Consider the following 23,526-nt stretch of genomic DNA (forward strand, 5'->3'; position numbering starts at 1 on the left):
AGACCGATATGGAACGCACGATCGTCAAGGCGCTGGAACAGCAACGGCCACTGCTGGATTCGTTCACCCCGACCCCGGAGCGCGAGCTGGCGACACTGCCCTACGACCCGGACGCGATCTTCGAGCTGTCGGTCGGTGACAACAGTTCCGGCCGGGGCGCCTACCGACAGCACGGAGCCCTGTTGTTCGCCGAGGATCAGCAGGCGGCGGTGTCGCTGTACCGCGAGGTCGGGGTCGACGCGATGGCGAACAAGGCAACCACCGTCTACCGCACGCGGGACGACGCCGGTGCGGCGAGGCTAGCCGCCGCTACCTCGGCCGCGATCGCCGCGGCGTGGACCGAGTCCGTCGCGCCCGCGCCCACGGACGTCCCGGGTGCTACCTGCCTGACCGACGGCAACAGCAATGCCAATGCCTGGGTCTGCGTGGTGACCGGTGGACGCTACGTCGCGGAGGTCTGGGGCAAGACCCAGGACGAGACTCACGCGGCGGCACGCGAGCAGCAGCGGGTTCTGGCTGCCGCGAAGTAGCTCGGAGCCGTCACCCTGTTCGGGTCGGGGTCGTCGGACCTGGCAGGCTGGTTACTCCAACGGAGAACGGAGATACATTGACGGCCAGACGAACGGGCCCATTCGCTATCGGGGACCGCGTGCAGCTGACCGACGGCAAGGGCCGCCTCTTCACGGTGGTGCTCGAAGAGGGTAAGGAATTCCATACCCATCGCGGCGGCATCAAGCACGACGACCTCATCGGCAACGACGAGGGCACCGTCGTGAAGTCGGTCAACGGCACCCCTTATCTGGCCCTTCGCCCGCTGCTCACCGACTACGTCCTGTCGATGCCGCGCGGCGCCGCTGTCATCTATCCCAAGGACGCCGCTCAGATCGTGCACGAGGGTGATGTGTTCCCGGGTGCGCGAGTGCTGGAAGCCGGCGCCGGTTCGGGTGCGCTGACCTGCTCGCTGTTGCGCGCGGTCGGGCCAGAGGGCGAGGTGATCTCTTACGAGATCCGCGACGACCACGCCGAACACGCCGTGCGCAATGTGGAGACCTTCTTCGGTGAGCGCCCGTCGAACTGGTCGATCACCATCGCCGACGTGGCCGAGTACGAGGGCCCGCAGGTCGACCGTGTGGTGCTCGACATGCTCGCGCCGTGGGACGCGCTGCCCGCGGTGTCGAAGGCGCTGGTTCCCGGCGGTGTGCTCGTGGTCTACGTCGCCACCGTCACCCAGCTGTCCAAGGTCGTCGAGGCGCTGCGCGAGCAGGAATGCTGGACCGAACCGCGCTCGTGGGAGTCGATGGTGCGTGGCTGGCACGTCGTCGGTCTGGCCGTGCGGCCTGAGCATCGCATGCAGGGCCATACCGCGTTCCTGGTGAGCGCGCGCCGCCTGGCCGAGGGCACTGTCACGCCCAAGCCGCAGCGGCGCCCGTCCAAGGGCTGATCACGCACGGGTGAGCAGGCGCGCGGCCAGCAACGCCGCCGCCGCGCCTGCGAACCAGATCCCACCGTCCACGGTGAGGCCCCATCGGGTGGCCTGCAGGATCGCGAGCCCGGCCGCGATCACGGCGAACACGGTGGCGGCCGAGCGGACACCACGCACGACGGCAACCGGCCCGTCCCACCAGCGCAGGGGAGTGTTCTCCAGGCCGCGCAAGGCGAGGAACAAGGCGCCGGTGAGCGCGGCCGTCGCGGCGAGCTGCACCGTCGTGAGCAGCCAGAACCCGGACTCGGTCGGCGCGGTGCGGTGTACGCCCGCGAGATGGCTGAGCACGAGCACGGTGAGCAGGGCGGGCATGTGCCACAGATAGAGCGTCATAGCCCCGGTGTTGCCGATGACCGTCGCCCACCAGACCCGTGGGCGTGCGGCGAGACGGCGCAACCAGGGCGCTACCGCGACGGCGGCGCAGCACAGCACCACCGCGTGCCCGGCCAGCAGCAGTGACGGCGGCGCCAGATTCGACAGTCGCTGGCCCGGCACGGTGACCATGCTCGTCTCGTACGGTCCGAGCACCACCAGCAGCACATCGGCTGCCAGCACCGCGCAGGCCAGCACCGCCGCGGTCCGCCGGGACAGGAGATCGCGCAGATAGCCGATCCCGAGCACCGCGGGCACCAGCCAGACGATCAGATTCAGGTAGCCGAGCTCCATCGGCCCACCGGTGAGCCGCACCGCGTCGACGGCCGCCGTGAGCACCACGATCACCGCGACCACAGCGAACACCCGGCGACCACTGGTGACCCGCGCCGCGAGCAACGGCACACACGCCAGTACCGCCAGATACATCCCGAGAAACCACAGCAGCTGCACGCTCGTCACCGCGAGCGGACGCTGCCATCCCGGCGCGAGCACCAGATCGGCCACCACCAGCAGCATCGCCGAGGCGCCGACGAAGTAGCCGAGCGGTCGCACCAGCCGCTGGGTGCGCCGGAAAAGCCAAGCGCCCCACGATGTCCCGGGCCCGAGGCCGCGCGCACCCGCGGCGACCCCCGCGAAGAAGAACAGCGGAAGTACCTGCAGAACCCAGGTGAGCGGCTGCAGCATCGGCAGGTCGGCGAGCACGTTGCCGAAATGCACCTCGGTGCCCGACACCGTCACGGTCAGCATCAGGCAATGGCCCGCGACGACCACCACCAGCGACGAAATGCGCAGCAGGTCCAGGAACCGATCACGATCGGCCGGGGTGTTCGCGGCGACCACCGCGACGCTGGGGACAACACTCATGGCAAGACGATCGCAGGAAACCACCCGCGGGCACAGCGCGGAACTACCCGTTCGCCGGGTGGAACTACTCGAGCGTGCGCCCGCACGTCGCTCCGCTCGGAAGTCGTACCCACGGGACGTTCACCGTGAGTGATCTCGGTGGCCTACGCGGCTCGCAGGGCGTCCGCTCTGTCGCGGAGGTGCTTCGCCGTCATCCGGTCGTGCCGATCGATCAGGCGGGCGTGCAGGGAGCCTGCGCGAAGCCGAGCAGCAAGCAGCCGCTGGCGTCGGACAGCTTCCAGGTGCCGCCTTCCTTCTGCCAGGTGACCGGGAACGCGGGGGCCGTGCCGTGGGGAGAGGTGATCGTCACATCGGCGGTGGCGGTGTCACCACTGGTCGCGACGTTGTCGACGGCGAAAGTCAGGGTGTAGCCGGCCAGCATGCCGTTCATCTGATCGATGTTGGACTTGTGCGAATCGCCGTTGACGATCAGTTTCGCCTTGTCGTCGGTGGATACCGCGGGGTCGGCGAACTCGAGCAGCGTCGCCTTCAGGGAATCGGCGGTGGGTGCGGCGGCGTTGTCACCCGAAGGTGCCGGAGTTGCCGAAACGCTGGACGGAGCGGCGGCGATACTGGTACTGCTCGTGGTGGCATTCGTCGAGGAGTCGTCGGAGTCGCCGCAACCGGTCAGTCCGACGGTGACGGCGAGCGCCGCTGCGGCGGTGGCGACGGCGACACGGATCGTGCGGGGAGGAAGGAGCATGTTCAGCAACCTTTCGACTCGATGGCGAGTGCCCCGTACGGGGTGTTAGGGGAGCCTAACAGGTGCAAATGTGTGGTTGATGTCGTACCGACCGTACAAGATGTGATCACGACGAAACCATGTCGGAAAGCGAGAACGGACCGCGCCCGGTAGCGTTGATAGACCGGGACTGGGAGGAGCAGCATCATGAGCCCCAACGAGAATTCGGATTCGGCGGCCTGGCGAGAGCTCGAGGCGGTACGCGCCGAGTCGGCTGCTCTTCGCAGGCAACTCGCCGATTCGCCGGATCGCGCACGCGAATTGGAAGCCAGGATCGATTCGCTGACCATCCGCAACGGCAAGTTGATGGACACGCTCAAAGAAGCGCGCCAGCAACTGATCGCGTTGCGGGAAGAAGTCGATCGCCTCGGCCAGCCGCCGAGCGGCTACGGCATCGTCATCCACGCTTACGAGGACCAGACGGTCGACGTCTTCACCTCCGGACGCAAGATGCGGTTGACCTGCTCGCCCAACATCGACGCTGACGCACTGGAATACGGCCAGACCGTGCGCCTCAACGAGGCGCTCACCGTCGTCGAGGCCGGGAATTTCGACGCCATCGGCGAAATCGGCACGCTGCGTGAGATTCTCGACGACGGCAGGCGCGCCCTCGTGGTCGGCCACGCCGACGAAGAGCGGGTGGTGTGGCTGTCGGGTCCGCTGTCCAAGATCGCCGAATACGACGACATGGCCGACCCCGATTCGCCGATTCGCAAACTGCGGCCAGGTGATTCGCTGCTGGTCGATACCAAAGCGGGCTTCGCGTTCGAGCGGGTTCCCAAGGCCGAGGTCGAAGACCTTGTGCTGGAAGAGGTTCCCGACGTCGACTACACCGACATCGGTGGTCTCGGCCGTCAGATCGAGCAGATCCGCGACGCGGTGGAACTGCCGTTCCTGCACAAGGATCTGTTCCGCGAGTACGCGCTCCGCCCGCCCAAGGGTGTGCTGCTCTACGGTCCGCCCGGGTGCGGTAAGACGCTGATCGCCAAGGCGGTGGCCAACTCCCTCGCCAAGAAGATCGCCGAATCGCGTGGTCAGGATGCCAAGGAAGCCAAGTCGTTCTTCCTCAACATCAAGGGCCCCGAGCTGCTCAACAAGTTCGTCGGCGAGACCGAGCGCCACATTCGCATCATCTTCCAGCGGGCGCGCGAGAAGGCCTCCGAGGGCACCCCGGTGATCGTGTTCTTCGACGAGATGGACTCGATCTTCCGCACCCGCGGTTCCGGTGTCTCCTCCGATGTGGAGACCACCGTTGTGCCGCAGCTGCTTTCGGAGATCGACGGTGTGGAGGGGCTCGAGAACGTCATCGTGATCGGCGCGTCCAACCGCGAGGACATGATCGACCCCGCGATCCTGCGGCCGGGCCGTCTCGATGTGAAGATCAAGATCGAGCGTCCCGACGCGGAATCGGCGCAGGACATCTTCTCGAAGTACCTCACCGAGACGCTGCCGCTGCACGAGAGCGATCTGCGCGAGTTCGACGGCGACAAGCAGGCGTGCGTCGAGGCGATGATCGAGAAGGTCGTCGAGCGGATGTACGCCGAGAGCGACGACAACCGGTTCCTGGAGGTCACCTACGCCAACGGTGACAAGGAGGTCCTGTACTTCAAGGACTTCAACTCCGGCGCGATGATCCAGAACATCGTGGACCGGGCGAAGAAGTACGCGATCAAGTCGGTGCTCGACACGGGTAACCCGGGTCTGCGGATCCAGCACCTGTTCGACTCGATCGTCGACGAGTTCGCCGAGAACGAGGACCTGCCCAACACCACCAATCCCGACGACTGGGCACGGATCTCGGGCAAGAAGGGCGAGCGGATCGTCTACATCCGCACGCTCGTCACGGGCAAGAACGCCTCGGCCAGCCGGGCGATCGACACCGAGTCCAACACGGGTCAGTACCTGTAGTCACGATCTGCGAAGGCCGCGTCCCAGTGGGGCGCGGTTTTCGCGTTTCTGTTCACTTTTTTCGCCGAAACGCTGCGCGACAACAAGTGAATAGGGCACGCTTCACTTGTTCGTTTCACCTGATGAGGACATACGAGGAGCGTTGACATGGCCGGTTCCGCCGCTGAATTGCTGACCGAGATCATCCTGCAGACCATCCAGAACCTGTTCAGTTCGATCAGCGCCGGCTGATCGACCAGCCCCACGACGAGGGCCGCGTCTCCCGAACCCGGAGACGCGGCCCTCGGTCGTTGATCAGCCCTGTGTGGTGGTCACGGCGTTGAAGACCACGTCGGCCACGGGGGTGCCGTCCGCGCCGCCACCCGCGACGCCCGCGTTCGCGACAGTGGTCAGCGCGTCCAGGCCCTCGGTGATCGTGCCGAAGGGCGTGTAGTTCGGAGGCAACTGGGTGTCGCGGTAGACCAGGAAGAACTGGCTGCCGTTGGTGGCGGGGCCCGCGTTGGCCATCGCGACGGTCCCCGCCGGGTAGACCGCGCCCGCGAGGTTCTCGTCGCTGAACTTGTAGCCGGGCCCGCCCATGCCGGTGGCGGTGGGGTCGCCGCACTGGAGCACGAAGATGCCCTGGGTGGTGAGCCGGTGGCAGCGGGTGTGGTCGAAGTAGCCCTCGCTCGCGAGGAAGGCGAACGAGTTCACCGTGCGCGGAGCGGCGGCGGCGTCGAGCGCGATCGTGACGGTGCCGCAGGTGGTCTCGAGGGTGGCGGTGTGGCTCGCGGCGGTGTCGATGGTGAGCGCCGGTTCGGTGGGCCACTGTTTGCCGTTGGGCTGACCCGCCGCGGCAGGTGCGCAGCCGGGGATCACGGCCTGATGATTCGGTACGGTCTGCGCGGCGGGGGCCAGTGCCACCAGAGCGGCCGCGGCGATGCCGATACCGAAGAGCGCGCGAATGAAGGGTCGGTCCTGCGAAATGCTGGTCACCTTGGCGGGATCTCCTCGAGAGCGGGTGCTACCGGACGATGTACCGCGCATCCTGCCAGCCGCACCGCCCCGCGTGGGGAGAGACCACCGGATCCGGTCCGCTCGTCGTGTGATCGTCACAGGATTCTGTGCTTCCGGGCCGATCGGCGGGCGACCGGGAGTTCGCTAGCGGGCCCGCAATCGCCACAGCGTGGTCGTCTCGGCGGTGCGAGCCGCGGCGAGGGGGTCGTCGCGATCGGTCGCGCGGGGATGACGCGGACGCGTGGTGAGTTTTCCGAGCACATAGAGACCCGAGTCGTCGAGCAGGCGCGGAATGTGGTCGGCCGGGCGCAGGCCGAGTAGTACGGCGAGGTCGGACAGCACCAGCCAGCCCTCGCCGTGGGGGGTGAGGTGCGCGCGCAGGTCGCGGGCGAACTCGGTGAGCATCGACTGATCCTGGTCGTAGACACCACGTTCCAGGTCCGAGGTCGGCACGCCGGGCAGCCAGGGCGGATTGCACACCACGAGATCGGCGCGGCCGGGCGGGTACAGGGCGGGCCCGGTCACGGCGATCATCCGGCCGAAGCCGAGCCGTTCGGCGTTGTCCTTCGCGCACCGCAACGCCCGCGGGTTGACATCGGTGGCCACGATCTCGGGGACGCCGCGGGAAGCGAGCAGCGCGGCCAGTACACCGGTGCCGGTGCCGAGATCGAACGCGGTGCGGATCTCGGGATCGAGTGGGGCGTCGGCGACGAGATCGACGTATTCGCTTCGGGTGGGCGAGAATACGCCGTAGCCGGGGTACACGCGCGCGCCGAGCGCGGGCACGTCGACACCCTGCTGTTGCCAGCGATACGCGCTCACCACGCCGAGTAGTTCGGTGAAGGTGACCACGCGTTCGGCGTCTGCCGGGCCGTATGCCGCCGCACACGCCGCCGCCACATCGGGAGCCCGGCGCAGATCGAGGTCGTAGCCCGGGCCGAGGCGGATCAGGAGACTGCCGAGAATGCCCGCCCGCGTCCGCCTTCTGATCCGTTCGTGCTCGTAGAGCGCGCCGAGATCGCCGGTAGCGGGCTTCTTCGCCGGCTTGCGATCGGCGCGTCGGCCCAGCGCCTGTAACAGTTGACGACCATTGTTGTAATCGCCCTGCCACAACAGCGCCTCACCCGCCTTGATCCGGCGATAAGCGTGATCGGCCGAGAGCCGGTCGTCGGCGGTGGTGACGAGGCGCGGTGCGGGCGCGCCGTTCTCCGAATGCCAGACGGCGGCGTACTGACTGTGGTCTTCGGTCCATGCGATGGTGGACACGGGCTGCTCCCGGTGATCGACGGTACTGGTGACTCGACTACGCCGACGTCGGACGCGACGCCGATTCTCGGGCGGTCGCTACGGCGTCGAACTGCGCGCGACTGCGTCGCCGAGTGCCATGTCGAGCGTCACCACTGCTGCCTTTCCGGGGGAGGAGCCCCTCATTCTGCCGTATCGGCCCAGGCTGGCGTCATCTAGGGCGCGGCTCCAGGCCGTGCGTGCTAAATTCTGACCATGCGGCCAGAAAATAAGCCGGATGGACAGCAGCGCTCGTTCATCGAGGAGGCGCGACGGCGGCAGATCATCGCCTCCACCGTCGAAGTGATCTCCGAGGTCGGGTACAACAACGCGTCCCTGGCCCGGATCGCCGAGCACGCGGGGATCTCCAAGGGCGTGATCTCCTACCATTTCGACGGCAAGGACGAGCTGATGTCACAGGTCGTGACGCAGCTGTTCGTCTCCGGCGCCGAGTTCATGTCGCCGTTCGTCACCGCGGCGATCGCCGACGGCTACCGCGCCGCCCTGCACGCCTACCTGTCGTCGAATCTGCAATTCATCGACGACAACAAGAGCTACGTCGCCGCTGTCGGCGACATCGTGGTCAACCTGCGCGGCCCGGACGGTTCGCTGCGCTTCGACACCCCCGACGGCGACCGGGAGATGATCGCGCCGCTGGTCTCGGCACTGGCAGAAGGGCAGCGCGCCGGCGAATTCGGCGACTTCGACCCAACCGTGCTCGCGCGTCTGATCCGGGACTCGATCGACGGCATCGCGAACCGGGCGGTGCGGCAACCCGATTTCGATGTGCGCCGGTACCGCTCGCATCTCATCCGGATGTACGACGCGGTGACGAGGAAGGACGACGACCGATGACAACGACGGCGGAATCGACCGAACCCGATGCGACACGCGAGGTTCCGCCGTTCGCGGTGCTCGGTGTCGGCGCGATCGCGGTGGTGGCCGCGATCGGGTTGTTCGCCGTGCTCGGGCAGTACGGCTTCTTCGGTGACGAGCTGTACTTTCTCGCGGCGGGTGGGCACCACCTGGCCGTCAGCTACGCCGACCAGGGTCCGCTACTGCCGCTGATAGCTGCGCTGATGGATTCGATCGCACCCGGTTCGCTGGTGGCGCTGCGCGTTCCGGCCCTGCTGGTCACGGTGGCGGGCATCGTGCTCGCCGCGGCGATCGCGCGGGAGTTCGGCGGCGGCCGCGGCGCGCAGCTGATCAGCGCGGCCGCCTACGCGACGTCACCGTTTCTGTTCGTGCAGGGCAGCCAGCTCTCCACCAATGCGATCGACGGGCCGCTGTGGGTGCTCATTACCTGGCTGCTCGTGCGCTGGGTCCGGACGCGCGCCGATGTGCTGCTGATCATGGCCGGCGTCGTCACCGCGATCGACATGCAGGTCAAATGGCTGATTCCCTTCTTCTGGATCTGTGTCGGGATCAGCGTGCTCGTCTGTGGACCCCGCGATCTGCTGCGCAGGCCCGCACTGTGGATCGGCGCCGCGATCACCACGGTCGCGACGGTGCCCAGCCTGCTGTGGCAGGCGGCGAACGGGTGGCCGCAGCTCGAGATGGGAGCGGTGGTGAGTGCGGAGCAGGAGGCGATCGGTGGCCGGTTGGCCTTCGTGCCCCTTGCCCTGCTCGCGGCCGGGCTGCTCGGCGCGATCCTGCTGGTCTACGGCACGGTGCGGTTGTTCCGCGCCGAATCGCTGCGGCCCTACCGGTTCTTCGGTCTGGTTGTCGTGTTGCTCGTGGTCGCGTTCGTGGCGACCGGCGGGCGCTCGTACTACGCCGTCGGCATCTATCCGGTCGCGATGGCGGCCGGGGCTGTCGGGCTGGTCGAGGCCAGGGCTACCTGGCAGCGGATCGCCGCGGTTCCGGTGATCGGGCTGTCGGTGGTCCTCGCGGCGTTGTCGCTGCCGTGGCAGCCGGAATCCTCGATCCCGCCGAGTACCGGTGGGGTGGATCTACTGCTGCACGGCAAGTTCGGTTGGTCCGACCTGGCCGTGTCGACCGATCTCGCCTACCGGTCGCTGCCCGAGGATGAGCGGGCACGTGTGGTGATCGTCGCCGAATCCTATTGGCAGGCAGGGGCTCTCGACACCTATCGGCCGCAGTACGGCTGGCCGGCGGTGTACAGCCCGAGTCGCGGATACGGCTACCTGGGCACACCGCCGGACTCGGCGACGACGATTCTCTACGTCGGCGGCGAGCTCGAGGAACTGCGCGAGAGCTTCGGGACGGTGACGCCGATCGGGCGATCCGACGCCCGGCTCGGCTACGAGGGCGCCACCCGTGACGTGACGATCTGGCGGTGCGAACAACCGGTTCGACCCTGGTCGCAGCTGTGGCTCGACCTCCGCACGATGTAGTGCGCGATGACGGGTCAGGATCGGCGAATGCGCCGATAGGTCGGGGTGGCGGCGGCCGCGGCGGCGAGTTCGGCGGCCAGCCACGCGATGTCGGTGTCGTCGAGGCCGCCCAGCGTCAGCCGCAGATGGTCGGTGGCGGGCCGCGCGCCCGCTTCGAACGGTCCGCCGGGCGCGGCCTTGATGCCCGCCGCGGCGAGGCTGATCATGGCGGCGTTCTCGTCGGAGACCGGGAGCCAGACATTGATGCCGTCGCCCGCCGCCACGATCACCTCGTGCCGGGCCAGCGCGCGACGCAAATCGGTAGCGCGCCTGCGGTATTCGAGTCGCGCACTCTCGACGGTGGCGCGGGCATCGGGATCCTGGAGCATCGTCGACAGCACGCGCTGGAGTAATCGGCTGGACCACCCCGGTCCGAGCATCCGGCGTTCGACCACCGGATCGAGCAGTGCCGCGGGCCCGCCCGCGACGGCCAGCCGCAGATCGGCGCCGTGGGACTTGGAGTAGGAGCGGATGTAGACACCGCGATCGGGGAAGTGCGCGGCGAGCGAACGCAGCGTGGTGGTGGCGATGCCCGCCGAGTGGTCGTCCTCGATGATCAGCGCCTGCTGCGGGCCGAGTAGAGCGGTCAGCTCGCGCACTCTGGCGGCGCCGAGGGAGGCGCCGGTCGGGTTGTTGGCGCGCGGCTGCAGGATCACCGCGCGCGGTGCGGGGCCGTCGAAGGCGCGGGCGAATTCCTCTGGCCGGAAACCGGATTCGTCGAGACGGACCGCGACCGGGCGCGCGCCGAGGCGGGCGAGCAGATCGAGGAACGGCGGGAAACACGGGTCCTCGACGATTACCGGATCGCCGAAACGCACGTGGGCGGCGAGCAGTCGGTCCACGGCATCGAGGGCGCCGTCGAAGACGGTCAGCCGTTCGCACGGCCACGGCCAGTCCGCGCGCAGCGTGTCGGCGAGCACAGGCAGCACCGCCTCGCCGAGATAGTGGGCCGACAGGTCGCCCGGCGCGGTATCGCGCGAGAGCGCGCGCAACGCGGCGGCGAGGTCGGGCAGCAGCGCCGGATCAGGGGTGCCACGCGACAGGTCGATACGAAAGGCCCTGTCGGAGGGCGAGTGCAGGCGCTGATACCGGCCGATCGGCGTCTCCCGCTTCTCCCCGACGAAGGTGCCCGCCCGACCGCGCGCGGTGATCGCGCCGGTCGCGGCCAGCGCCCGCCACGCCTGACTGACGGTGGCGGGGGAGACCCGGAGTTCGCGCGCCACCGCACGCACGGTGGGCAGGCGGGTGCCCGGTGCGAGCGCGCCGGAGCGGATGCGGCGGCCGAGGGCGGCGGCGATTCCGGCGGCCGTTCGCTCGTCGAGGTCCCCGGCGAAGTCCGCGGGCAGTGCGGTCGGCGAGGCTTCGGTCATCGACTCATTCTGCGGGTCGCGCGCGGCCGATCCGGGGCGCACCGCCAACGTTTACGGCACCGAAACTGTTTCCGCGGACTTGTAACACAACAGAATCAGTTGAAGGTGCAGTATAACAAAGCATGGGAATCGTCAGAGCGGCGCTCGTCCAGACCAGCTGGACTGGTGACAAAGAATCAATGGTCAAAGTTCACGAGGACTACGCCAGGGAGGCGGCGGCACAGGGGGCGCAGGTGATCTGCTTCCAGGAGTTGTTCTACGGCCCGTATTTCTGCCAGCTACAGGACGCCAAATTCTACGAATACGCCGAATCGGTACCGGGCCCGACCACCGATCGAATCGCCGCCCTGGCCGCCGAATTGAACTTGGTGATCGTGGCGCCGGTGTACGAGCGCGAGATGGACGGGCTGCTCTACAACACCGCGGTGGTGATCGACGCCGATGGTTCCTATCTGGGCAAATACCGCAAACACCACATACCGCAGGTGACCGGCTTCTGGGAGAAGTTCTACTTCCGCCCGGGCAACCTCGGGTGGCCGGTGTTCGACACCGCGGTCGGCAAGGTCGGCGTCTATATCTGTTACGACCGCCATTTCCCGGAGGGCTGGCGGGCGCTCGGCCTCGCGGGCGCGGAAATCGTGTTCAATCCGTCGGCGACGTCGCGAGGGCTTTCCAGTTATCTGTGGAAACTCGAGCAGCCCGCGTCGGCGGTGGCCAACGAGTATTACGTCGGCGCGATCAACCGTGTCGGTATCGAGAGCGAATACGGCGACAACGACTTCTACGGGACGAGCTATTTCGTCGACCCCGAGGGGAAGTTCGTCGGCGAGGTCGCCTCCGATACTTCGCCGGAATTGGTTGTTCGTGATCTCGATATGGATCTGATCAAGATCGTTCGCGAGAGATGGGCGTTCTATCGCGATCGTCGCCCCGATGCCTACGGACCATTGGTGAACCCCTGATGCGCACTTTCATCCACGGCGGGACGGTGGTGAGCGCCACCGGGTCCCAGCTGCTCGACGTGCTGATCGAAGACGAGACGATTGTCGCTGTCCTGCAACCGGGTTCGACCGCGCTCGGCGTCGATCCGGCGGCCGACGCCGAGACGGTGATCGACGCGACCGGCAAGTACGTGATCCCCGGTGGCGTCGACGGGCACACGCACATGCAGCTGCCGTTCGGCGGCACCGAGGCCAGCGACACCTTCGAAACCGGGACGAGGGCCGCGGCCTGGGGCGGCACCACCACGATCGTCGACTTCGCCGTGCAGAAACCGGGCCAGCGGGTGCAGGACACCCTCGCCGAATGGCACGGCAAGGCCGCCGGACAGTGCGCGATCGACTACGGGTTCCATCAGATCATCGGCGATGTCAACGACGAATCCCTCAAAGGGATGAGCGAACTCGTCGACGAAGGCGTCACCAGCTTCAAACTGTTCATGGCCTACCCGGGCGTCTTCTACTCCGACGACGGCCAGATCCTGCGCGCCATGCAGACCGCGGGTGACCTCGGTGCGCTGATGATGATGCACGCGGAGAACGGCATCGCCATCGACGTTCTCGTCGAACAGGCTCTCGCCCGCGGGAACACCTCGCCCTACTTCCACGGCACCAGCCGCCCGTGGCAGATGGAAGAGGAAGCCACCCATCGCGCGATCATGCTGGCGCAGTTGACCGGCGCCCCGCTGTATGTGGTGCACGTATCGGCCAAGCAGGCGATGGAACAGATCGTGACGGCGCGCGACAAGGGCCAGAACGTCTTCGCCGAGACCTGTCCGCAGTACCTGTACCTCTCGCTCGAAGAACAGTTGGGCGCACCGGGTTTCGAGGGCGCCAAATGGGTCTGCTCCACGCCGTTGCGCTCGCGCGCCGAGGGGCATCAGGACGAGCTGTGGCGGTTCATCCGCACCGGTGACGTCACCGCGGTGAGCACCGACCACTGCCCGTTCTGCATGAAGGACCAGAAAGAGCTCGGCGTGGGCGATTTCAGCAAGATCCCGAACGGGATCGGCGGGGTCGAGCACCGGATGGATCTGCTGTTCCAGGGCGTCAAGGACGGGCGGATCTCGCTCGAACGGTGGGTGGAGGTCTGCTGCACCAACCCGGCCCGGATGTTCGGCATGTATCCCCGCAAGGGCGTGATCAGCCCGGGTGCCGACGCCGATGTGGTGATCTACGACCCCCACGGTCACACCAGCATCGGGCTCGGCAAGACCCACCACATGAACATGGATCACTCCGCGTGGGAGGGCTTCGAGATCGACGGACACGTCGACACGGTCCTGTCCCGCGGCCGGGTGATCGTCGACGACGGCGCCTATCACGGTCGCGCCGGGCACGGCCGGTTCGTCCGTCGCGGCCTGTCGCAGAACCTTCTGTAGAAACCAACTGCCGAAACGGAGAGTGCCGATGGACATCGGAGTCGTCCTGCAGTGCACACCACCCTCGTCGCGGGTGATCGAACTGGCCAGAGTGGCCGAGACTCACGGGTTCTCGCATGTGTGGACCTTCGACTCGCACCTGCTCTGGCAGGAGCCCTACGTGATCTACAGCCAGATCCTGGCCGCCACCCGCAAGGTGATCGTCGGTCCCATGGTCACCAATCCGGCCACCCGGGACCAGACGGTGACCGCGTCCGTCTTCGCCACGCTCAACGAGATGTACGGCAACCGCACGATCTGCGGCATCGGGCGCGGCGACTCGGCGGTCCGCACGCTCGGCGACAAGCCGACGACGTTGGCCACCCTGCGTGAATCGGTCGAGGTGATCAGGGAACTCGGCAACGGCCGCAGCGCCCGCGTCGGTGACCTCGAGGTGCGGTTCCCGTGGGCCGCCGATTCGCGGCTCGAGGTGTGGGTGGCCGGATACGGACCGAAGGCCCTCGCGCTCACCGGTCAGGTCGCCGACGGGTTCATCCTGCAACTCGCCGACCCCGACATCACCGCATGGACCATCGGCAAGGTGCGTGCCGCGGCGGCGGCGGCAGGCCGAGATCCACTGTCGGTGAAGATCTGTGTCGCCGCGCCCGCCTATGTCACCGATGGATCGCAGGCCGGACTGGAACACGCCCGCGACCAGTGTCGCTGGTTCGGCGGCATGGTCGGCAACCACGTCGCCGACATCGTCGCGAAATACGGTACGGGCGGCGATGTTCCGGCGGCGCTGACCGACTACATCGCGGGCAGGCAGGGCTACGACTACAACCAGCACGGGCGCGCGGGCAATACCCAGGCCGCATTCGTACCCGACGAGATCGTGGACCGGTTCTGCCTGATCGGGACCCCCGACGAGCAGCTCGCCCGGTTGTGGGAGCTCGAGAAGCTCGGCGTCGGCCAATTCGCGGTGTATCTGCAGCACGACGCCAAAACGTCGACGCTCGAGGCCTATGGCGAGCAGGTGCTGCCGCGGCTGAATCAGCAGGTCACCGCGATAGAAGCGGCCGGTCTGTCGTGATCGCCGATCGCACGCCGGTGTGGGCGTCGAACACCGGCGCGCACGGTATCGCCGGACGATGGCCGGGGGGAGTGCGTCGGTGAGCGCGGCGACCATCGATCCGGCGAAAGCTGTTGTCCCACAAAAGATCCGAGCATCCACACCTGGTCGGACCCGGTTGCTGCGCGCGGTCTACGCGGTGAGCGCGTTCGTCCTCGTGGCGGTGATCTGGGAGCTGGTGAAGATGCTGGTGCCCGCCGACGGCGTGAGCATCGCGGGCACCCGCGTACTCCCTCGCACCAGCGACGGCGCGCTCCCCCACGTCTGGGCGGTGTTCACCGTGCTCGGCGACCCGGACGGCAAGGGCACCGTCGGCGAAACACTGTTGCGCACAGCGATTTTCACGCTGGGTCTGTCGTTGCTGGCGCTGTTGCTCGGTGCTGTGGTAGGTGTGGCACTGGCGGTCGCGATGCAGCGGTTCGGCTGGCTCGAGCGCGGCCTGCTGCCGTATGTGGTGCTCTCGCAGACGGTTCCGCTGATCGCGCTCGCGCCGTTGGTGGTGGCATGGGGCGGCAAACTGTCCATCGGCGGTGAGCCGTGGCGGCCGTGGATGAGCATCGTGGTGATCGCGGCCTACCTCGCCTTCTTCCCGATCGTTATCGGGATGCTGCGCGGGCTGCAGACGCCGTCGGCGGCTTCGGTCGAATTGATGCGCAGCTGCTCGGCCGGTTGGTGGGCGACGTTGACGCGCTTGCGGTTTCCCGCCTCGGTTCCCTCGTTGATTCCGGCGCTACGGCTGGCCGCCGCGGCGGCGGTGATCGGCGCGGTCGTCGCCGAGATCTCGACCGGTACCGCGGGCGGGATCGGGCGCCAGATCATCGTGTTCTCCCAGCAGGCCACCGGCGATGCGGCCCGGCTCTACGCCGCTGTCCTGGCCGCCGCGCTGCTCGGCGTCGTCCTCACCGCCCTGGTCGGACTGGTGGAGCTGGCGCTGCGCCGCTACAGCCACCCGCCCGGCACCAGCACATCGAGCGAGGACTGATGAGTGAAGCACCCATGACTACCTCGGGCTCCGATCCCGGCTCTCCGGTGTCGCCGGTCGCTGCCGCGGTCGAACTGACAGATCTCGGCAAGACCTTCGCGGCGGGTGCCGTGACAGCACTGTCCGATGTCTCGCTCACTGTCACGGCGGGCGAATTCGTCTCGCTCATCGGGCCTTCGGGCTGCGGTAAGTCCACCCTGCTGCGGATCATCGCCGACCTCGAGACGCCGAGCAGCGGCGCTGTCACCGTGCACGGCAAGTCCGCGCGGCAGGCCCGGATCGACCAGGACTACGGCATCGCGTTCCAACAGGCCGGCCTGCTGGAATGGCGCACTGTCGCAGCCAATGTCGAACTTCCCCTCGAACTGCACCGGGTAGTCAAAGCGCAACGCAAGGCACGCAGTGCCGAACTGCTCGCCATGGCCGGGCTCAGCGAATTCGCCGACCGGTACCCGGCCGAACTGTCCGGCGGCATGCAGCAGCGCGTCGCCATCGCCCGCGCGCTGGCCCGCAAACCGTCGCTGCTGCTGATGGACGAACCGTTCGGCGCGCTCGACGAGATGACCAGAGAGCACATGCAGGGCGAGCTGCTGCGCATCGCGGGGGAGACCGGCGCCGCCGTCGTGTTCGTCACCCACTCGATTCCCGAGGCGGTGTACCTGTCGGACCGGGTGGTTGTGCTGTCCGCACGACCAGGCCGGATCAGCGACATCGTGTCCACCGGTGGCTGGGATCGACAGGCGGGCAACGATGTTCGCGCGTCCGGTGAGTTCTTCGCCGCTGTCGCCGCGGTGCGCGCGGCACTGCGCGGCGACACGACCGTCGTTGGACAGGATCTGCGATGAAGACCTGGCTGCCACCACTAGTAGTCGGTGTTGTCGTCCTGGCTCTGTGGCAGGTGCTCACCGTGGTGGCGGGCGTGCCGTCGTTCCTGTTGCCCGCGCCCAGCGCGATCGCCGCACAGTTCGCCGAGAACGCGGGCCGCATCCTGGATGCCTCTCTGGCCACCGGCACGAACGCGCTGATCGGGTTCGTCGCGGGCACGATCCTCGGCCTGGCCGCCGCCGTCCTCGCGGTGCGCTTCCAGCTGATCGACGGGCTGCTCACGCCGTTGGCCGCAGCCGCCGCCGCGGTGCCGATCGTGGCGCTGGCACCCCTGCTGAACTCGATGTACTCCACGACCACCGAGACACCGCGACGGCTCGTCGTCACCATCGTGGTGTTCTTCCCGGTCTTCGTCAGCACCGCGCGCGGGCTGCGTCAGGTGCCGAAGGTGCAGGCCGACCTGATGAGCTCCTACGCCGCGTCGGGCTGGCAGATCACCCGCACCGTGCGGGTGCCCGCCGCGCTGCCGCACCTGTTCACGGGTTTGCGGATCGCCGCGCCCGGCGCGGTCATCGCGGCCATCATCGCCGAATACTTCGGCGGCCTGCAGAACGGGCTCGGTAGCCGGATCACCTCCGCCGCCGCCAACACCGCCTATCCGCGGGCGTGGGCCTACGTCGTCGGTGCGATGTGCGTCGGCCTCGTGTTCCTGGCCGCCGTCCTGCTGCTCGAACACCTCACCCGCCGACCCCGAACCCCACTGCTGTCCACGATCCGATGAGGGAGATCCGTCCATGAGCAAGACCGCACTCCGGTTGCGTACCGCGGTGGCGCTGGCCGCCGTGGCCGCCGCCGCGCTGACCGGCTGCAGTACCACCGACAGTGGTTCCGAAACCACCGCCGACGGCCTCACCAAGGTGACCTTGCAGCTGCAATGGTTCAAGCAGGGGCAGTTCGCCGGCTACCTGGCCGCCGTCGACCAGGGGTTCTACAAGGAACAGGGCCTGTCGGTCGAGATCCTCGACGGCGGCACCGACATCGTCCCGCAGACGGTGCTGGCCCAGGGTCAGGCCGACTACGCGGTCGCCTGGGTGCCCAAAGCCCTCGCCTCGCGGGAAGCGGGCGCCGGGATCACCCAGATCGCGCAGGTCTTCCAGAAATCGGGCACCAAACAGGTCTCGTTCAAGTCCGAGAATATCGCCGGGCCCGCCGCGCTGCGCGGCAAGACCGTCGGAAACTGGGGCTACGGCAACGAATTCGAGCTCTTCGCCGGGATGACCAAGGCAGGCATCGATCCGGCCGAGGATGTGAAACTGGTCCAGCAGCAGTTCGACATGAACGCCTTCCTCGCCAAGGACATCGCCGCCGCCCAGGCCATGTCCTACAACGAGTACGCCCAGCTGCTCGAAACCGAGAACCCGGCCACCGGAAAGCTCTACACCGCAGACGATTTCACCACCATCGACTGGAACGACGAGGGTGTAGCCATGCTGCAGGACGCCCTGTGGGCCAACACCGAGAAGCTGAGGGACAGCGAGTACCAGGATCAGACGGTCAAGTTCCTGGTCGCCTCGCTGAAGGGTTGGGCGTTCTGCCGTGACAACCTCGACAAGTGTCGCGACATCACCGTCGCCGCGGGCGCCACGCTCGGCGCGGGACACCAGCAGTGGCAGATCAACGAGGTGAACAAGCTGATCTGGCCCGCACCCGCGGGCATCGGCGCCATCGACAAGACCGCGTGGGATCGCACGGTCTCGATCGCGAAGAACACCAAGAATGCCGAGGGCGCAACGGTTCTCACCAAGGACCCCGACGCCGACGCCTATTCCACCGAGTACGTCACCAAGGCTCTCGACCAGTTGAAAGCCGCGGGCGTCGACGTCACCGGCGCGAGTTACCAGCCTGCTCAGGTCACCCCGACCGAGGGCGGTAAGTAGCCGCGCTGCGCGCTCACTGCGGGGTCAGTCCGATGACCACGCCACCCTGCTGCCAGGTCTGGTAGATGTCGGCCTTGGACGGTTCGCCGTCGGCGAGATAGCCGATGCCGTTGAATTTCGCGTTCTGCTTGTTGTCGCGCGCGATCACCGCGAACAGTTCGATGACGTCGCTCTCGTCGGTGTAGACAGTGGCGGTGAAGGTTTCGGGCGCGCCGCCACGCGACAGCCGCACTTGTATGCCGCCCCGCAGATTCTTCACCCAGGGGCGCAGCGCGGTGCCGATCAGCAAGGCGCCGTCGTGCACGGTGTAGGCGATCGGGACGTCGTAGACGGCCCCGGATTTGCGGCCGACCACGTGCAGGGTGGCCAGCCGCTTGCCGACGACGCCGGACAGTACCGGCACCTTCAGCAGGCTGCGGATGAGGGTATTGAGCTTGTTCTGATAGGAGCGGAGAGGTTCAGGACCGGTGGTCGTCGGTGTGCCGTAAGGGTTCTCGGGGGATGCGGTGTCGCTCATGGTTTCCAGTATCGCCACGTGCGGCCGCGCCCGCACGGCACGTGACTACGCTGCCGATATGACATCTGGGCAGACCGAGATCTGGCACAACCCGCGCTGCACGAAGAGCCGCAATGCCACCGCGCACCTCGACGCGGCCGGGGTGGAGTACACCGTGCGCCGCTATCTCGACGATCCGCCGACGGTCGAGGAGTTGCGGGCGGTGCTGGCGCGCCTCGGCGCCGAGCCGTGGGACATCACGCGCACCGGCGAGCAGATCGCCAAGGATCTCGGGATGGCGCAATGGGGTCGCGCCGAGGCGGATCGGGAGCAGTGGCTGACCGCACTGGCCCAGCATCCGAAGCTGATCCAGCGCCCGATCGTGCTCACCGCCGACGGTGGCGCGGTGGTGGCTCGCGACGAGGAATCCCTGCGCACGCTGGACTGATCTCGGCGACCGGTGGCCTGCCGTTCGGCGGGCTCGGTCTGTGGTCGTCTACCGAGTCAGTGGCGGGGGCCGTCGCCTCCGGTGAGCAGGCCGTCCAGGACGACTCGCGTGTCGGGAACGAAGGGCCACGCCGGATCACGCAGGTGCGCACGCAGTTCGGCATCGGTCCACCACCAGCCGTCCACGATCTCGGACGGCTGGTGGACGATCGGACCGTCGTAGCGGTACTCGTACGCGAACAGGTGGCAGCGCAGTGCGCGGCCCGCCCACTCGCCGTCCCAGGACGCGGTGGCGCGCAACGGAAGTACCGTGCCCGCGGGGACAACGATGCCCAGTTCCTCGCGCAGTTCGCGGATCGCGGTGTCGGACGGGTGCTCGCCCGCGTCGACCACGCCGCCCGCGAGGCAGTCGTGCATGCCGGCGAAGACGAGTTTGGTGTCGGTCCGCCGATGGACATACACCCGGTCGCCGTCGGCAGACCGGACCAGCACGCCCGCGCTGGCGTGCCAGAGTCCCTCGCGGTAGACGGTGCCTCGATCGGCCTCGCCGATCACCAGCCCCTCGGCATCGTAGACGGCGAGCAGTTCGGCCTCCGGATTCGCTGACACCCGCCCGAGGGTAACCGCCGCGAGTGTCCATCCCGCGATTCACCGTTTCCGGCGCTGTGGCTTCACCCCCGGTCGCGGCGCGGCGGCGCGGGCCGCCGCGGTGACCAGCGCCTTGTTCGCGGATTCCTCGGCGGCGAGGGTGCGCCGGATCAGATACTGCTGGCCGCAGGTCCACAGGGCGTTGGTGGCGAAATAGGTGAGCACGACGACCGGCAGGATGGCACCGCCGATCAGCGCACCCGCCGGGAACACCCACAGCGACAGGTTGCGCATGATCGCGGCCGTGCTGTTGTCCCCGACCGCCGGGGTGAGCCGGGCCGTGAAGTGCGTGGCGAGGGCGGCGATCAGCACCAGCGGGACGGCGAGGACGGCCACCGCGACGAAAACCTCACCCGCACCGCTGAGGGTCGCCGACAGTGGTGCGCCGAACAGCCTGGCATCGAGGAACGCGCGGACCTCGGGTGCGCCGAACAGGTAGTTCGCGGTGGCTCTGTTGACCTCGACCGGAAGCGGGCTGTCCGTCGAACTGAACGGGCCGACCGCGTAGGTGCCGGTCCGATCGAACGAGCGCAACACGTGGAACAGGCCGAGGAAGACCAGTCCCTGGGCGATCAGCGGGACGAATCCGGCGAACATGCTGACGCCGTGTTCGCGATGGAGCAACCGGATCTTCTCGGCTTGGGCGCGCGGGTCGTCGCGATGGGTGCGGCGGATGGCGTCCATCTGCGGTTGGACGGAACGCAGGACTTGCTGGGACCGGGCTTGCCGGAGCGCGGTGCGCACGAGTAGCGCGCGGACGGTGACGACCAGCGCGACCACGGCGAGTAACCACGCGAGACCACTGGCCGGGCCGAGCGGAATCGCGAAGAGCTGGTGCCAGCACCACAGGACCGCGGACACGGGAAAATAGACGACATCGAGCATGACGGGACGACCTGTCCGTGAAGCGTGCGCGAACGCACGAAAAGGGGAGTGGGATCACGAAATCCGACAGGCGGCGCCGACGGCGCGGCACCTGTCAGTGGTGATCGATCCCCGGTGCTCGTAGACGTGGACGACCGGCGGCATCCGGATTGCTCTGGCGCAGAAAGGAACCGCGCAACCGGCGCTGTGCCGACCGCGGCGGGCCCGCGCACGCGACCCGAACAGGTAGCCGACTGCGGCCGGTGACCGCGACCAGCGCGCACACCATCGCGGCGGCGACAGCGCCGAACGCGAGCATGCGCGTGGCCTCACCGCCGGGCGTGGAGATGAGCACGAAGGCGGGCAGCACGCACGCGAGAACCGCGTACGCCATCACCATCGCCCGTGCCTGCATGTCACCGAGCATACCGACGGATGGCGCGAGGGTCGCTGCTATGCCTCGAGCGCGAAGGGCGGGGTGCCGATGCCGGTGACGCGGAGATTGCCCCACGGGTCGCGTTCGGTGAGGTGCGCCGCCGCGGGTTCGCGGCCGGGCAGGACGAGGAAGGCGGATGCGCGCGTCGGTTCGGGCAGGGTGGCGGTCTCGGTGGGATCCAGGCGGCCGTACCAGTGGTAGCGGCCGTCGATCGGGTCGAGGTGACCGGTGAGGGTGGCGAGGACGGAGTATTCGGCTCCGGGCAGATCGAGGACGGCCGGTCCGGCGTAGTCGTGATCCGGATGCCGGTCGGCGGCGACGGTGATGTCGAAATGGTGGGGTTTCGGGCGGCCATGGCGACGCATGCTCGGTGTCGGGTCGAGCCGACGGTGGTATTCGTGCTGGGTGCTGGCCCGCACTTCGATCCGGGTGCCCGATTGCCGCTGAAGAGCGCGGACCCAGGTGGCGATGAGATCGACTCGATCCGACTGGGCGGCCAGCGGTTCCTGGACGGCGGGTTCGGTACCGCCGGCGAAGAACAGGTTCGGAAAGCCATGGGTCGCGATGTCGCGAAAGGTGACCGGAGCGGGCGACCACGCCGCGTCGAGTGTGCGGGCCTCGCGTCCCGTGACCGGCAGTCGGACCCCCTCGGACTGGGCGCCGACGGGACGGTCTGCGGTCTCAGGGGCGGAGTCGGTGCGGAGTCGTCCGGTGGCGTCGGCGGTCAGGATCACCACCCTCGCGTGGGCGGGCTCGTCCCCGACCAGGTGGATCAGCCAGTGGTCCTCGTTCTCGTCGAAAACGAGTTCGTTGACATCGACCAGGCGCCGGGGGACCGGCCGATCCTCGCGAGACGGCCACCTGTGCCGTGACGTCCACGGCGTCCGGCGCTGTCCGCCGACCGGAGGTCGCGACGGACCACCCGCTGAAACAGGTTCGTAGACACTCACTTCGGCGATACCTGCCGCCCGCAGCGCGCGCACGATCGCCGCGGATTCGGTGCCGATGACAGCGACGCTCACAGCAGACCCACCGCCCGCCACCGCCTACGTCCGACCGATCCGATCAGCCCGTGCTGTCCCAGGAACGTCACCAGTTCCGCCGCCCCGGCCGCCCTGGATTCCCGCGCTCTCGGATTACCCAGTGCGGCTCTGCGTGCCTGTCGACCGTCGAGTCCGGCGCGAATGTACAGATGCCGGTTGGTGACCAGCGAGACGAACAGCGGTCCGGCCACCGCCACGCACAAGCGGATATAGGCCCGCTCTCCCGCCGACATCGCGGGCACTCGCCGAGCCAGCGCGTCCCTGGCGAAGCCGATGTGGCGGGCTTCCTCGGTGACGTGGACGCGCATGGCTCGCGCGACGATCGGCTGCAACTGCGGATCGTCGAGCATCCGCCGCTGCAGCGCGTCGAAGATCTCCTCACCGACCAGCGCCGCCACCCACACCATCGGGCCGTGCAGCACGGCGGGCAGTGCGGTGATCGCGAGCCGCGCCGCCGGACGCGGCCAGTACGGGCGGGCTTCGATGCGCTCGATGAGCTTGCCGAACATCATCATGTGCCTGCACTCGTCGGCCATCTCGGTGAGCGTGTAGTGCGAGGTCGCGGAGGTGGGGTCGCCGCGGAGCAGTTCGCGCAGCAGCAGTCGATTGAGCAGGTTCTCGAACCAGATGCCGACCGAGAGCACATTGGCCAGTTCCTGGCGGGAGAGCTCGCGCTGCTGGTCAGGTGTCATCGCGTCCCACAGATCGGTGCCGTAGAGCGAGATGACGCGCGGGGGCAGGAACAGCTTCGCCGGGTCGAGAGGTTCGGCCCAGTCGATATCGACCACCGGGTCATAGGATTTTCGCACCGAGCCGATCAGCAGGCGCTGGGCGAAGGAATCGCGCGGGGAGGCGGTAGCGTGGGGCATCGCGGGGCTCACTCTCGGCGGAACGTGCCAC

At 67.9% G+C, this 23,526-nt stretch carries 24 protein-coding genes; 13 read left to right on the forward strand and 11 right to left on the reverse strand.

The features are described from left to right. Positions 1-8 precede the first annotated feature (8 nt). Positions 9-530, forward strand: a complete 522-nt coding sequence (locus tag NS1_RS09390; protein WP_062983370.1) for a DUF7373 family lipoprotein — start codon at positions 9-11, stop codon at positions 528-530. A gap of 77 nt (positions 531-607) precedes the next feature. Beyond that, a complete protein-coding gene (locus tag NS1_RS09395) occupies positions 608-1,441 on the forward strand; it encodes a tRNA (adenine-N1)-methyltransferase (protein ID WP_062983372.1) in 834 nt (277 codons plus the stop codon). On the opposite strand, the gene NS1_RS09400 is transcribed toward NS1_RS09395, so the two are convergent. Both NS1_RS09400 and NS1_RS09405 read right to left on the reverse strand, forming a co-directional pair. Then, the gene (locus tag NS1_RS09400; protein WP_062983374.1) at positions 1,442-2,722 is read right to left on the reverse strand and encodes an acyltransferase family protein; all 1,281 of its coding nucleotides are present in this window, start codon (positions 2,720-2,722) and stop codon (positions 1,442-1,444) included. It lies immediately after the preceding gene. Positions 2,723-2,933: 211 nt separating this feature from the next. Further along, complete coding sequence (locus NS1_RS09405; RefSeq protein ID WP_062983375.1) at positions 2,934-3,464, reverse strand: WKL family lipoprotein; 531 nt, start codon at positions 3,462-3,464, stop codon at positions 2,934-2,936. Positions 3,465-3,650: 186 nt separating this feature from the next. Between NS1_RS09405 and arc the strand changes: the two genes are divergently transcribed. Continuing rightward, complete coding sequence (gene arc, locus NS1_RS09410; protein ID WP_056809924.1) at positions 3,651-5,411, forward strand: proteasome ATPase; 1,761 nt, start codon at positions 3,651-3,653, stop codon at positions 5,409-5,411. A gap of 294 nt (positions 5,412-5,705) precedes the next feature. Here arc and NS1_RS09415 read toward each other — a convergent pair whose 3' ends face one another. Then, positions 5,706-6,386, reverse strand: coding sequence for a peptidylprolyl isomerase (locus NS1_RS09415; protein ID WP_062983377.1), 681 nt, complete (start codon positions 6,384-6,386; stop codon positions 5,706-5,708). Positions 6,387-6,551: 165 nt separating this feature from the next. Beyond that, positions 6,552-7,673 (reverse strand): methyltransferase, encoded by a 1,122-nt coding sequence (locus NS1_RS09420; protein WP_062983378.1) that lies wholly within the window; start codon positions 7,671-7,673, stop codon positions 6,552-6,554. Between the two features lie 234 nt (positions 7,674-7,907). On the opposite strand from NS1_RS09420, the gene NS1_RS09425 reads away from it, so the two are divergent. Both NS1_RS09425 and NS1_RS09430 read left to right on the forward strand, forming a co-directional pair. After that, positions 7,908-8,546, forward strand: coding sequence for a TetR/AcrR family transcriptional regulator (locus NS1_RS09425; protein WP_062983379.1), 639 nt, complete (start codon positions 7,908-7,910; stop codon positions 8,544-8,546). After that, positions 8,543-10,048 (forward strand): ArnT family glycosyltransferase, encoded by a 1,506-nt coding sequence (locus NS1_RS09430; protein ID WP_062983380.1) that lies wholly within the window; start codon positions 8,543-8,545, stop codon positions 10,046-10,048. Before NS1_RS09425 ends, NS1_RS09430 begins: the two co-directional genes overlap by 4 nt. A gap of 14 nt (positions 10,049-10,062) precedes the next feature. Here NS1_RS09430 and NS1_RS09435 read toward each other — a convergent pair whose 3' ends face one another. Next, positions 10,063-11,457 (reverse strand): aminotransferase-like domain-containing protein, encoded by a 1,395-nt coding sequence (locus NS1_RS09435; protein WP_062983558.1) that lies wholly within the window; start codon positions 11,455-11,457, stop codon positions 10,063-10,065. A 122-nt stretch (positions 11,458-11,579) separates the two neighbouring features. On the opposite strand from NS1_RS09435, the gene NS1_RS09440 reads away from it, so the two are divergent. The 7 genes from NS1_RS09440 to NS1_RS09470 all read left to right on the forward strand — a co-directional run bounded on the left by NS1_RS09440 (position 11,580) and on the right by NS1_RS09470 (position 18,692). Then, positions 11,580-12,419, forward strand: coding sequence for a nitrilase-related carbon-nitrogen hydrolase (locus NS1_RS09440; RefSeq protein ID WP_062983381.1), 840 nt, complete (start codon positions 11,580-11,582; stop codon positions 12,417-12,419). Continuing rightward, the gene (hydA, locus tag NS1_RS09445) at positions 12,419-13,837 is read left to right on the forward strand and encodes a dihydropyrimidinase (protein WP_062983383.1); all 1,419 of its coding nucleotides are present in this window, start codon (positions 12,419-12,421) and stop codon (positions 13,835-13,837) included. Before NS1_RS09440 ends, hydA begins: the two co-directional genes overlap by 1 nt. 28 nt (positions 13,838-13,865) lie before the next feature. Continuing rightward, positions 13,866-14,909 (forward strand): TIGR03842 family LLM class F420-dependent oxidoreductase, encoded by a 1,044-nt coding sequence (locus tag NS1_RS09450; protein ID WP_056809910.1) that lies wholly within the window; start codon positions 13,866-13,868, stop codon positions 14,907-14,909. Positions 14,910-14,988: 79 nt separating this feature from the next. Further along, positions 14,989-15,930, forward strand: a complete 942-nt coding sequence (locus NS1_RS09455; protein ID WP_255284475.1) for an ABC transporter permease — start codon at positions 14,989-14,991, stop codon at positions 15,928-15,930. Beyond that, positions 15,930-16,775, forward strand: a complete 846-nt coding sequence (locus NS1_RS09460) for an ABC transporter ATP-binding protein (RefSeq protein ID WP_084503612.1) — start codon at positions 15,930-15,932, stop codon at positions 16,773-16,775. Before NS1_RS09455 ends, NS1_RS09460 begins: the two co-directional genes overlap by 1 nt. Then, entirely contained in the window at positions 16,772-17,536 is a 765-nt protein-coding gene (locus tag NS1_RS09465) for an ABC transporter permease (protein ID WP_062983387.1), read from the forward strand. Before NS1_RS09460 ends, NS1_RS09465 begins: the two co-directional genes overlap by 4 nt. Positions 17,537-17,549: 13 nt before the next feature. Then, on the forward strand, positions 17,550-18,692 hold the full coding sequence (locus NS1_RS09470) for an ABC transporter substrate-binding protein (RefSeq protein ID WP_062983389.1): 1,143 nt from the start codon (positions 17,550-17,552) through the stop codon (positions 18,690-18,692). A gap of 13 nt (positions 18,693-18,705) precedes the next feature. On the opposite strand, the gene NS1_RS09475 is transcribed toward NS1_RS09470, so the two are convergent. Next, entirely contained in the window at positions 18,706-19,209 is a 504-nt protein-coding gene (locus tag NS1_RS09475; RefSeq protein WP_157125141.1) for a PNPOx family protein, read from the reverse strand. A 58-nt stretch (positions 19,210-19,267) separates the two neighbouring features. Here NS1_RS09475 and NS1_RS09480 point away from each other — a divergent pair, with 58 nt between their 5' ends. Continuing rightward, on the forward strand, positions 19,268-19,636 hold the full coding sequence (locus tag NS1_RS09480) for an arsenate reductase family protein (protein ID WP_056809900.1): 369 nt from the start codon (positions 19,268-19,270) through the stop codon (positions 19,634-19,636). 56 nt (positions 19,637-19,692) lie between these two features. Here the strand turns inward: NS1_RS09480 and NS1_RS09485 are convergent, their stop codons facing one another. The 5 genes from NS1_RS09485 to NS1_RS09505 all read right to left on the reverse strand — a co-directional run bounded on the left by NS1_RS09485 (position 19,693) and on the right by NS1_RS09505 (position 23,495). Further along, the gene (locus NS1_RS09485) at positions 19,693-20,244 is read right to left on the reverse strand and encodes an NUDIX hydrolase (protein ID WP_062983391.1); all 552 of its coding nucleotides are present in this window, start codon (positions 20,242-20,244) and stop codon (positions 19,693-19,695) included. Positions 20,245-20,283: 39 nt separating this feature from the next. Then, positions 20,284-21,168 (reverse strand): membrane protein insertase YidC, encoded by an 885-nt coding sequence (gene yidC / locus NS1_RS09490; RefSeq protein ID WP_062983393.1) that lies wholly within the window; start codon positions 21,166-21,168, stop codon positions 20,284-20,286. A gap of 94 nt (positions 21,169-21,262) precedes the next feature. Then, positions 21,263-21,562: a DUF6412 domain-containing protein gene (locus NS1_RS09495; RefSeq protein WP_062983563.1), complete on the reverse strand. Its 300-nt coding sequence runs from the start codon at positions 21,560-21,562 to the stop codon at positions 21,263-21,265. Positions 21,563-21,600: 38 nt separating this feature from the next. Then, the gene (locus tag NS1_RS41560) at positions 21,601-22,605 is read right to left on the reverse strand and encodes a DUF4873 domain-containing protein (RefSeq protein ID WP_255284476.1); all 1,005 of its coding nucleotides are present in this window, start codon (positions 22,603-22,605) and stop codon (positions 21,601-21,603) included. Then, positions 22,602-23,495 carry an AurF N-oxygenase family protein gene (locus NS1_RS09505; RefSeq protein ID WP_062983395.1) on the reverse strand — a complete coding sequence of 298 codons (894 nt, stop codon included), beginning with the start codon at positions 23,493-23,495 and terminating at the stop codon, positions 22,602-22,604. Before NS1_RS09505 ends, NS1_RS41560 begins: the two co-directional genes overlap by 4 nt. Between the last annotated feature and the right edge of the window lie 31 nt (positions 23,496-23,526).

The sequence above is a fragment of the Nocardia salmonicida NBRC 13393 genome, assembly GCF_001613085.1.
GTDB lineage: Bacteria > Actinomycetota > Actinomycetes > Mycobacteriales > Mycobacteriaceae > Nocardia > Nocardia salmonicida.

Bases quoted from the DNA above. Each gene is read 5' to 3' on its own strand.
- NS1_RS09390 (WP_062983370.1), top strand. From the start codon at position 9: ATGGAACGCACGATCGTCAAGGCGCTGGAACAGCAACGGCCACTGCTG.
- NS1_RS09400 (WP_062983374.1), bottom strand. From the start codon at position 2,722: ATGAGTGTTGTCCCCAGCGTCGCGGTGGTCGCCGCGAACACCCCGGCC.
- NS1_RS09405 (WP_062983375.1), bottom strand. From the start codon at position 3,464: ATGCTCCTTCCTCCCCGCACGATCCGTGTCGCCGTCGCCACCGCCGCA.
- arc (WP_056809924.1), top strand. From the start codon at position 3,651: ATGAGCCCCAACGAGAATTCGGATTCGGCGGCCTGGCGAGAGCTCGAG.
- NS1_RS09425 (WP_062983379.1), top strand. From the start codon at position 7,908: ATGCGGCCAGAAAATAAGCCGGATGGACAGCAGCGCTCGTTCATCGAG.
- NS1_RS09430 (WP_062983380.1), top strand. From the start codon at position 8,543: ATGACAACGACGGCGGAATCGACCGAACCCGATGCGACACGCGAGGTT.
- NS1_RS09435 (WP_062983558.1), bottom strand. From the start codon at position 11,457: ATGACCGAAGCCTCGCCGACCGCACTGCCCGCGGACTTCGCCGGGGAC.
- NS1_RS09440 (WP_062983381.1), top strand. From the start codon at position 11,580: ATGGGAATCGTCAGAGCGGCGCTCGTCCAGACCAGCTGGACTGGTGAC.
- hydA (WP_062983383.1), top strand. From the start codon at position 12,419: ATGCGCACTTTCATCCACGGCGGGACGGTGGTGAGCGCCACCGGGTCC.
- NS1_RS09450 (WP_056809910.1), top strand. From the start codon at position 13,866: ATGGACATCGGAGTCGTCCTGCAGTGCACACCACCCTCGTCGCGGGTG.
- NS1_RS09460 (WP_084503612.1), top strand. From the start codon at position 15,930: ATGAGTGAAGCACCCATGACTACCTCGGGCTCCGATCCCGGCTCTCCG.
- NS1_RS09465 (WP_062983387.1), top strand. From the start codon at position 16,772: ATGAAGACCTGGCTGCCACCACTAGTAGTCGGTGTTGTCGTCCTGGCT.
- NS1_RS09470 (WP_062983389.1), top strand. From the start codon at position 17,550: ATGAGCAAGACCGCACTCCGGTTGCGTACCGCGGTGGCGCTGGCCGCC.
- NS1_RS09475 (WP_157125141.1), bottom strand. From the start codon at position 19,209: ATGAGCGACACCGCATCCCCCGAGAACCCTTACGGCACACCGACGACC.
- NS1_RS09480 (WP_056809900.1), top strand. From the start codon at position 19,268: ATGACATCTGGGCAGACCGAGATCTGGCACAACCCGCGCTGCACGAAG.
- yidC (WP_062983393.1), bottom strand. From the start codon at position 21,168: ATGCTCGATGTCGTCTATTTTCCCGTGTCCGCGGTCCTGTGGTGCTGG.
- NS1_RS09495 (WP_062983563.1), bottom strand. From the start codon at position 21,562: ATGCAGGCACGGGCGATGGTGATGGCGTACGCGGTTCTCGCGTGCGTG.
- NS1_RS09505 (WP_062983395.1), bottom strand. From the start codon at position 23,495: ATGCCCCACGCTACCGCCTCCCCGCGCGATTCCTTCGCCCAGCGCCTG.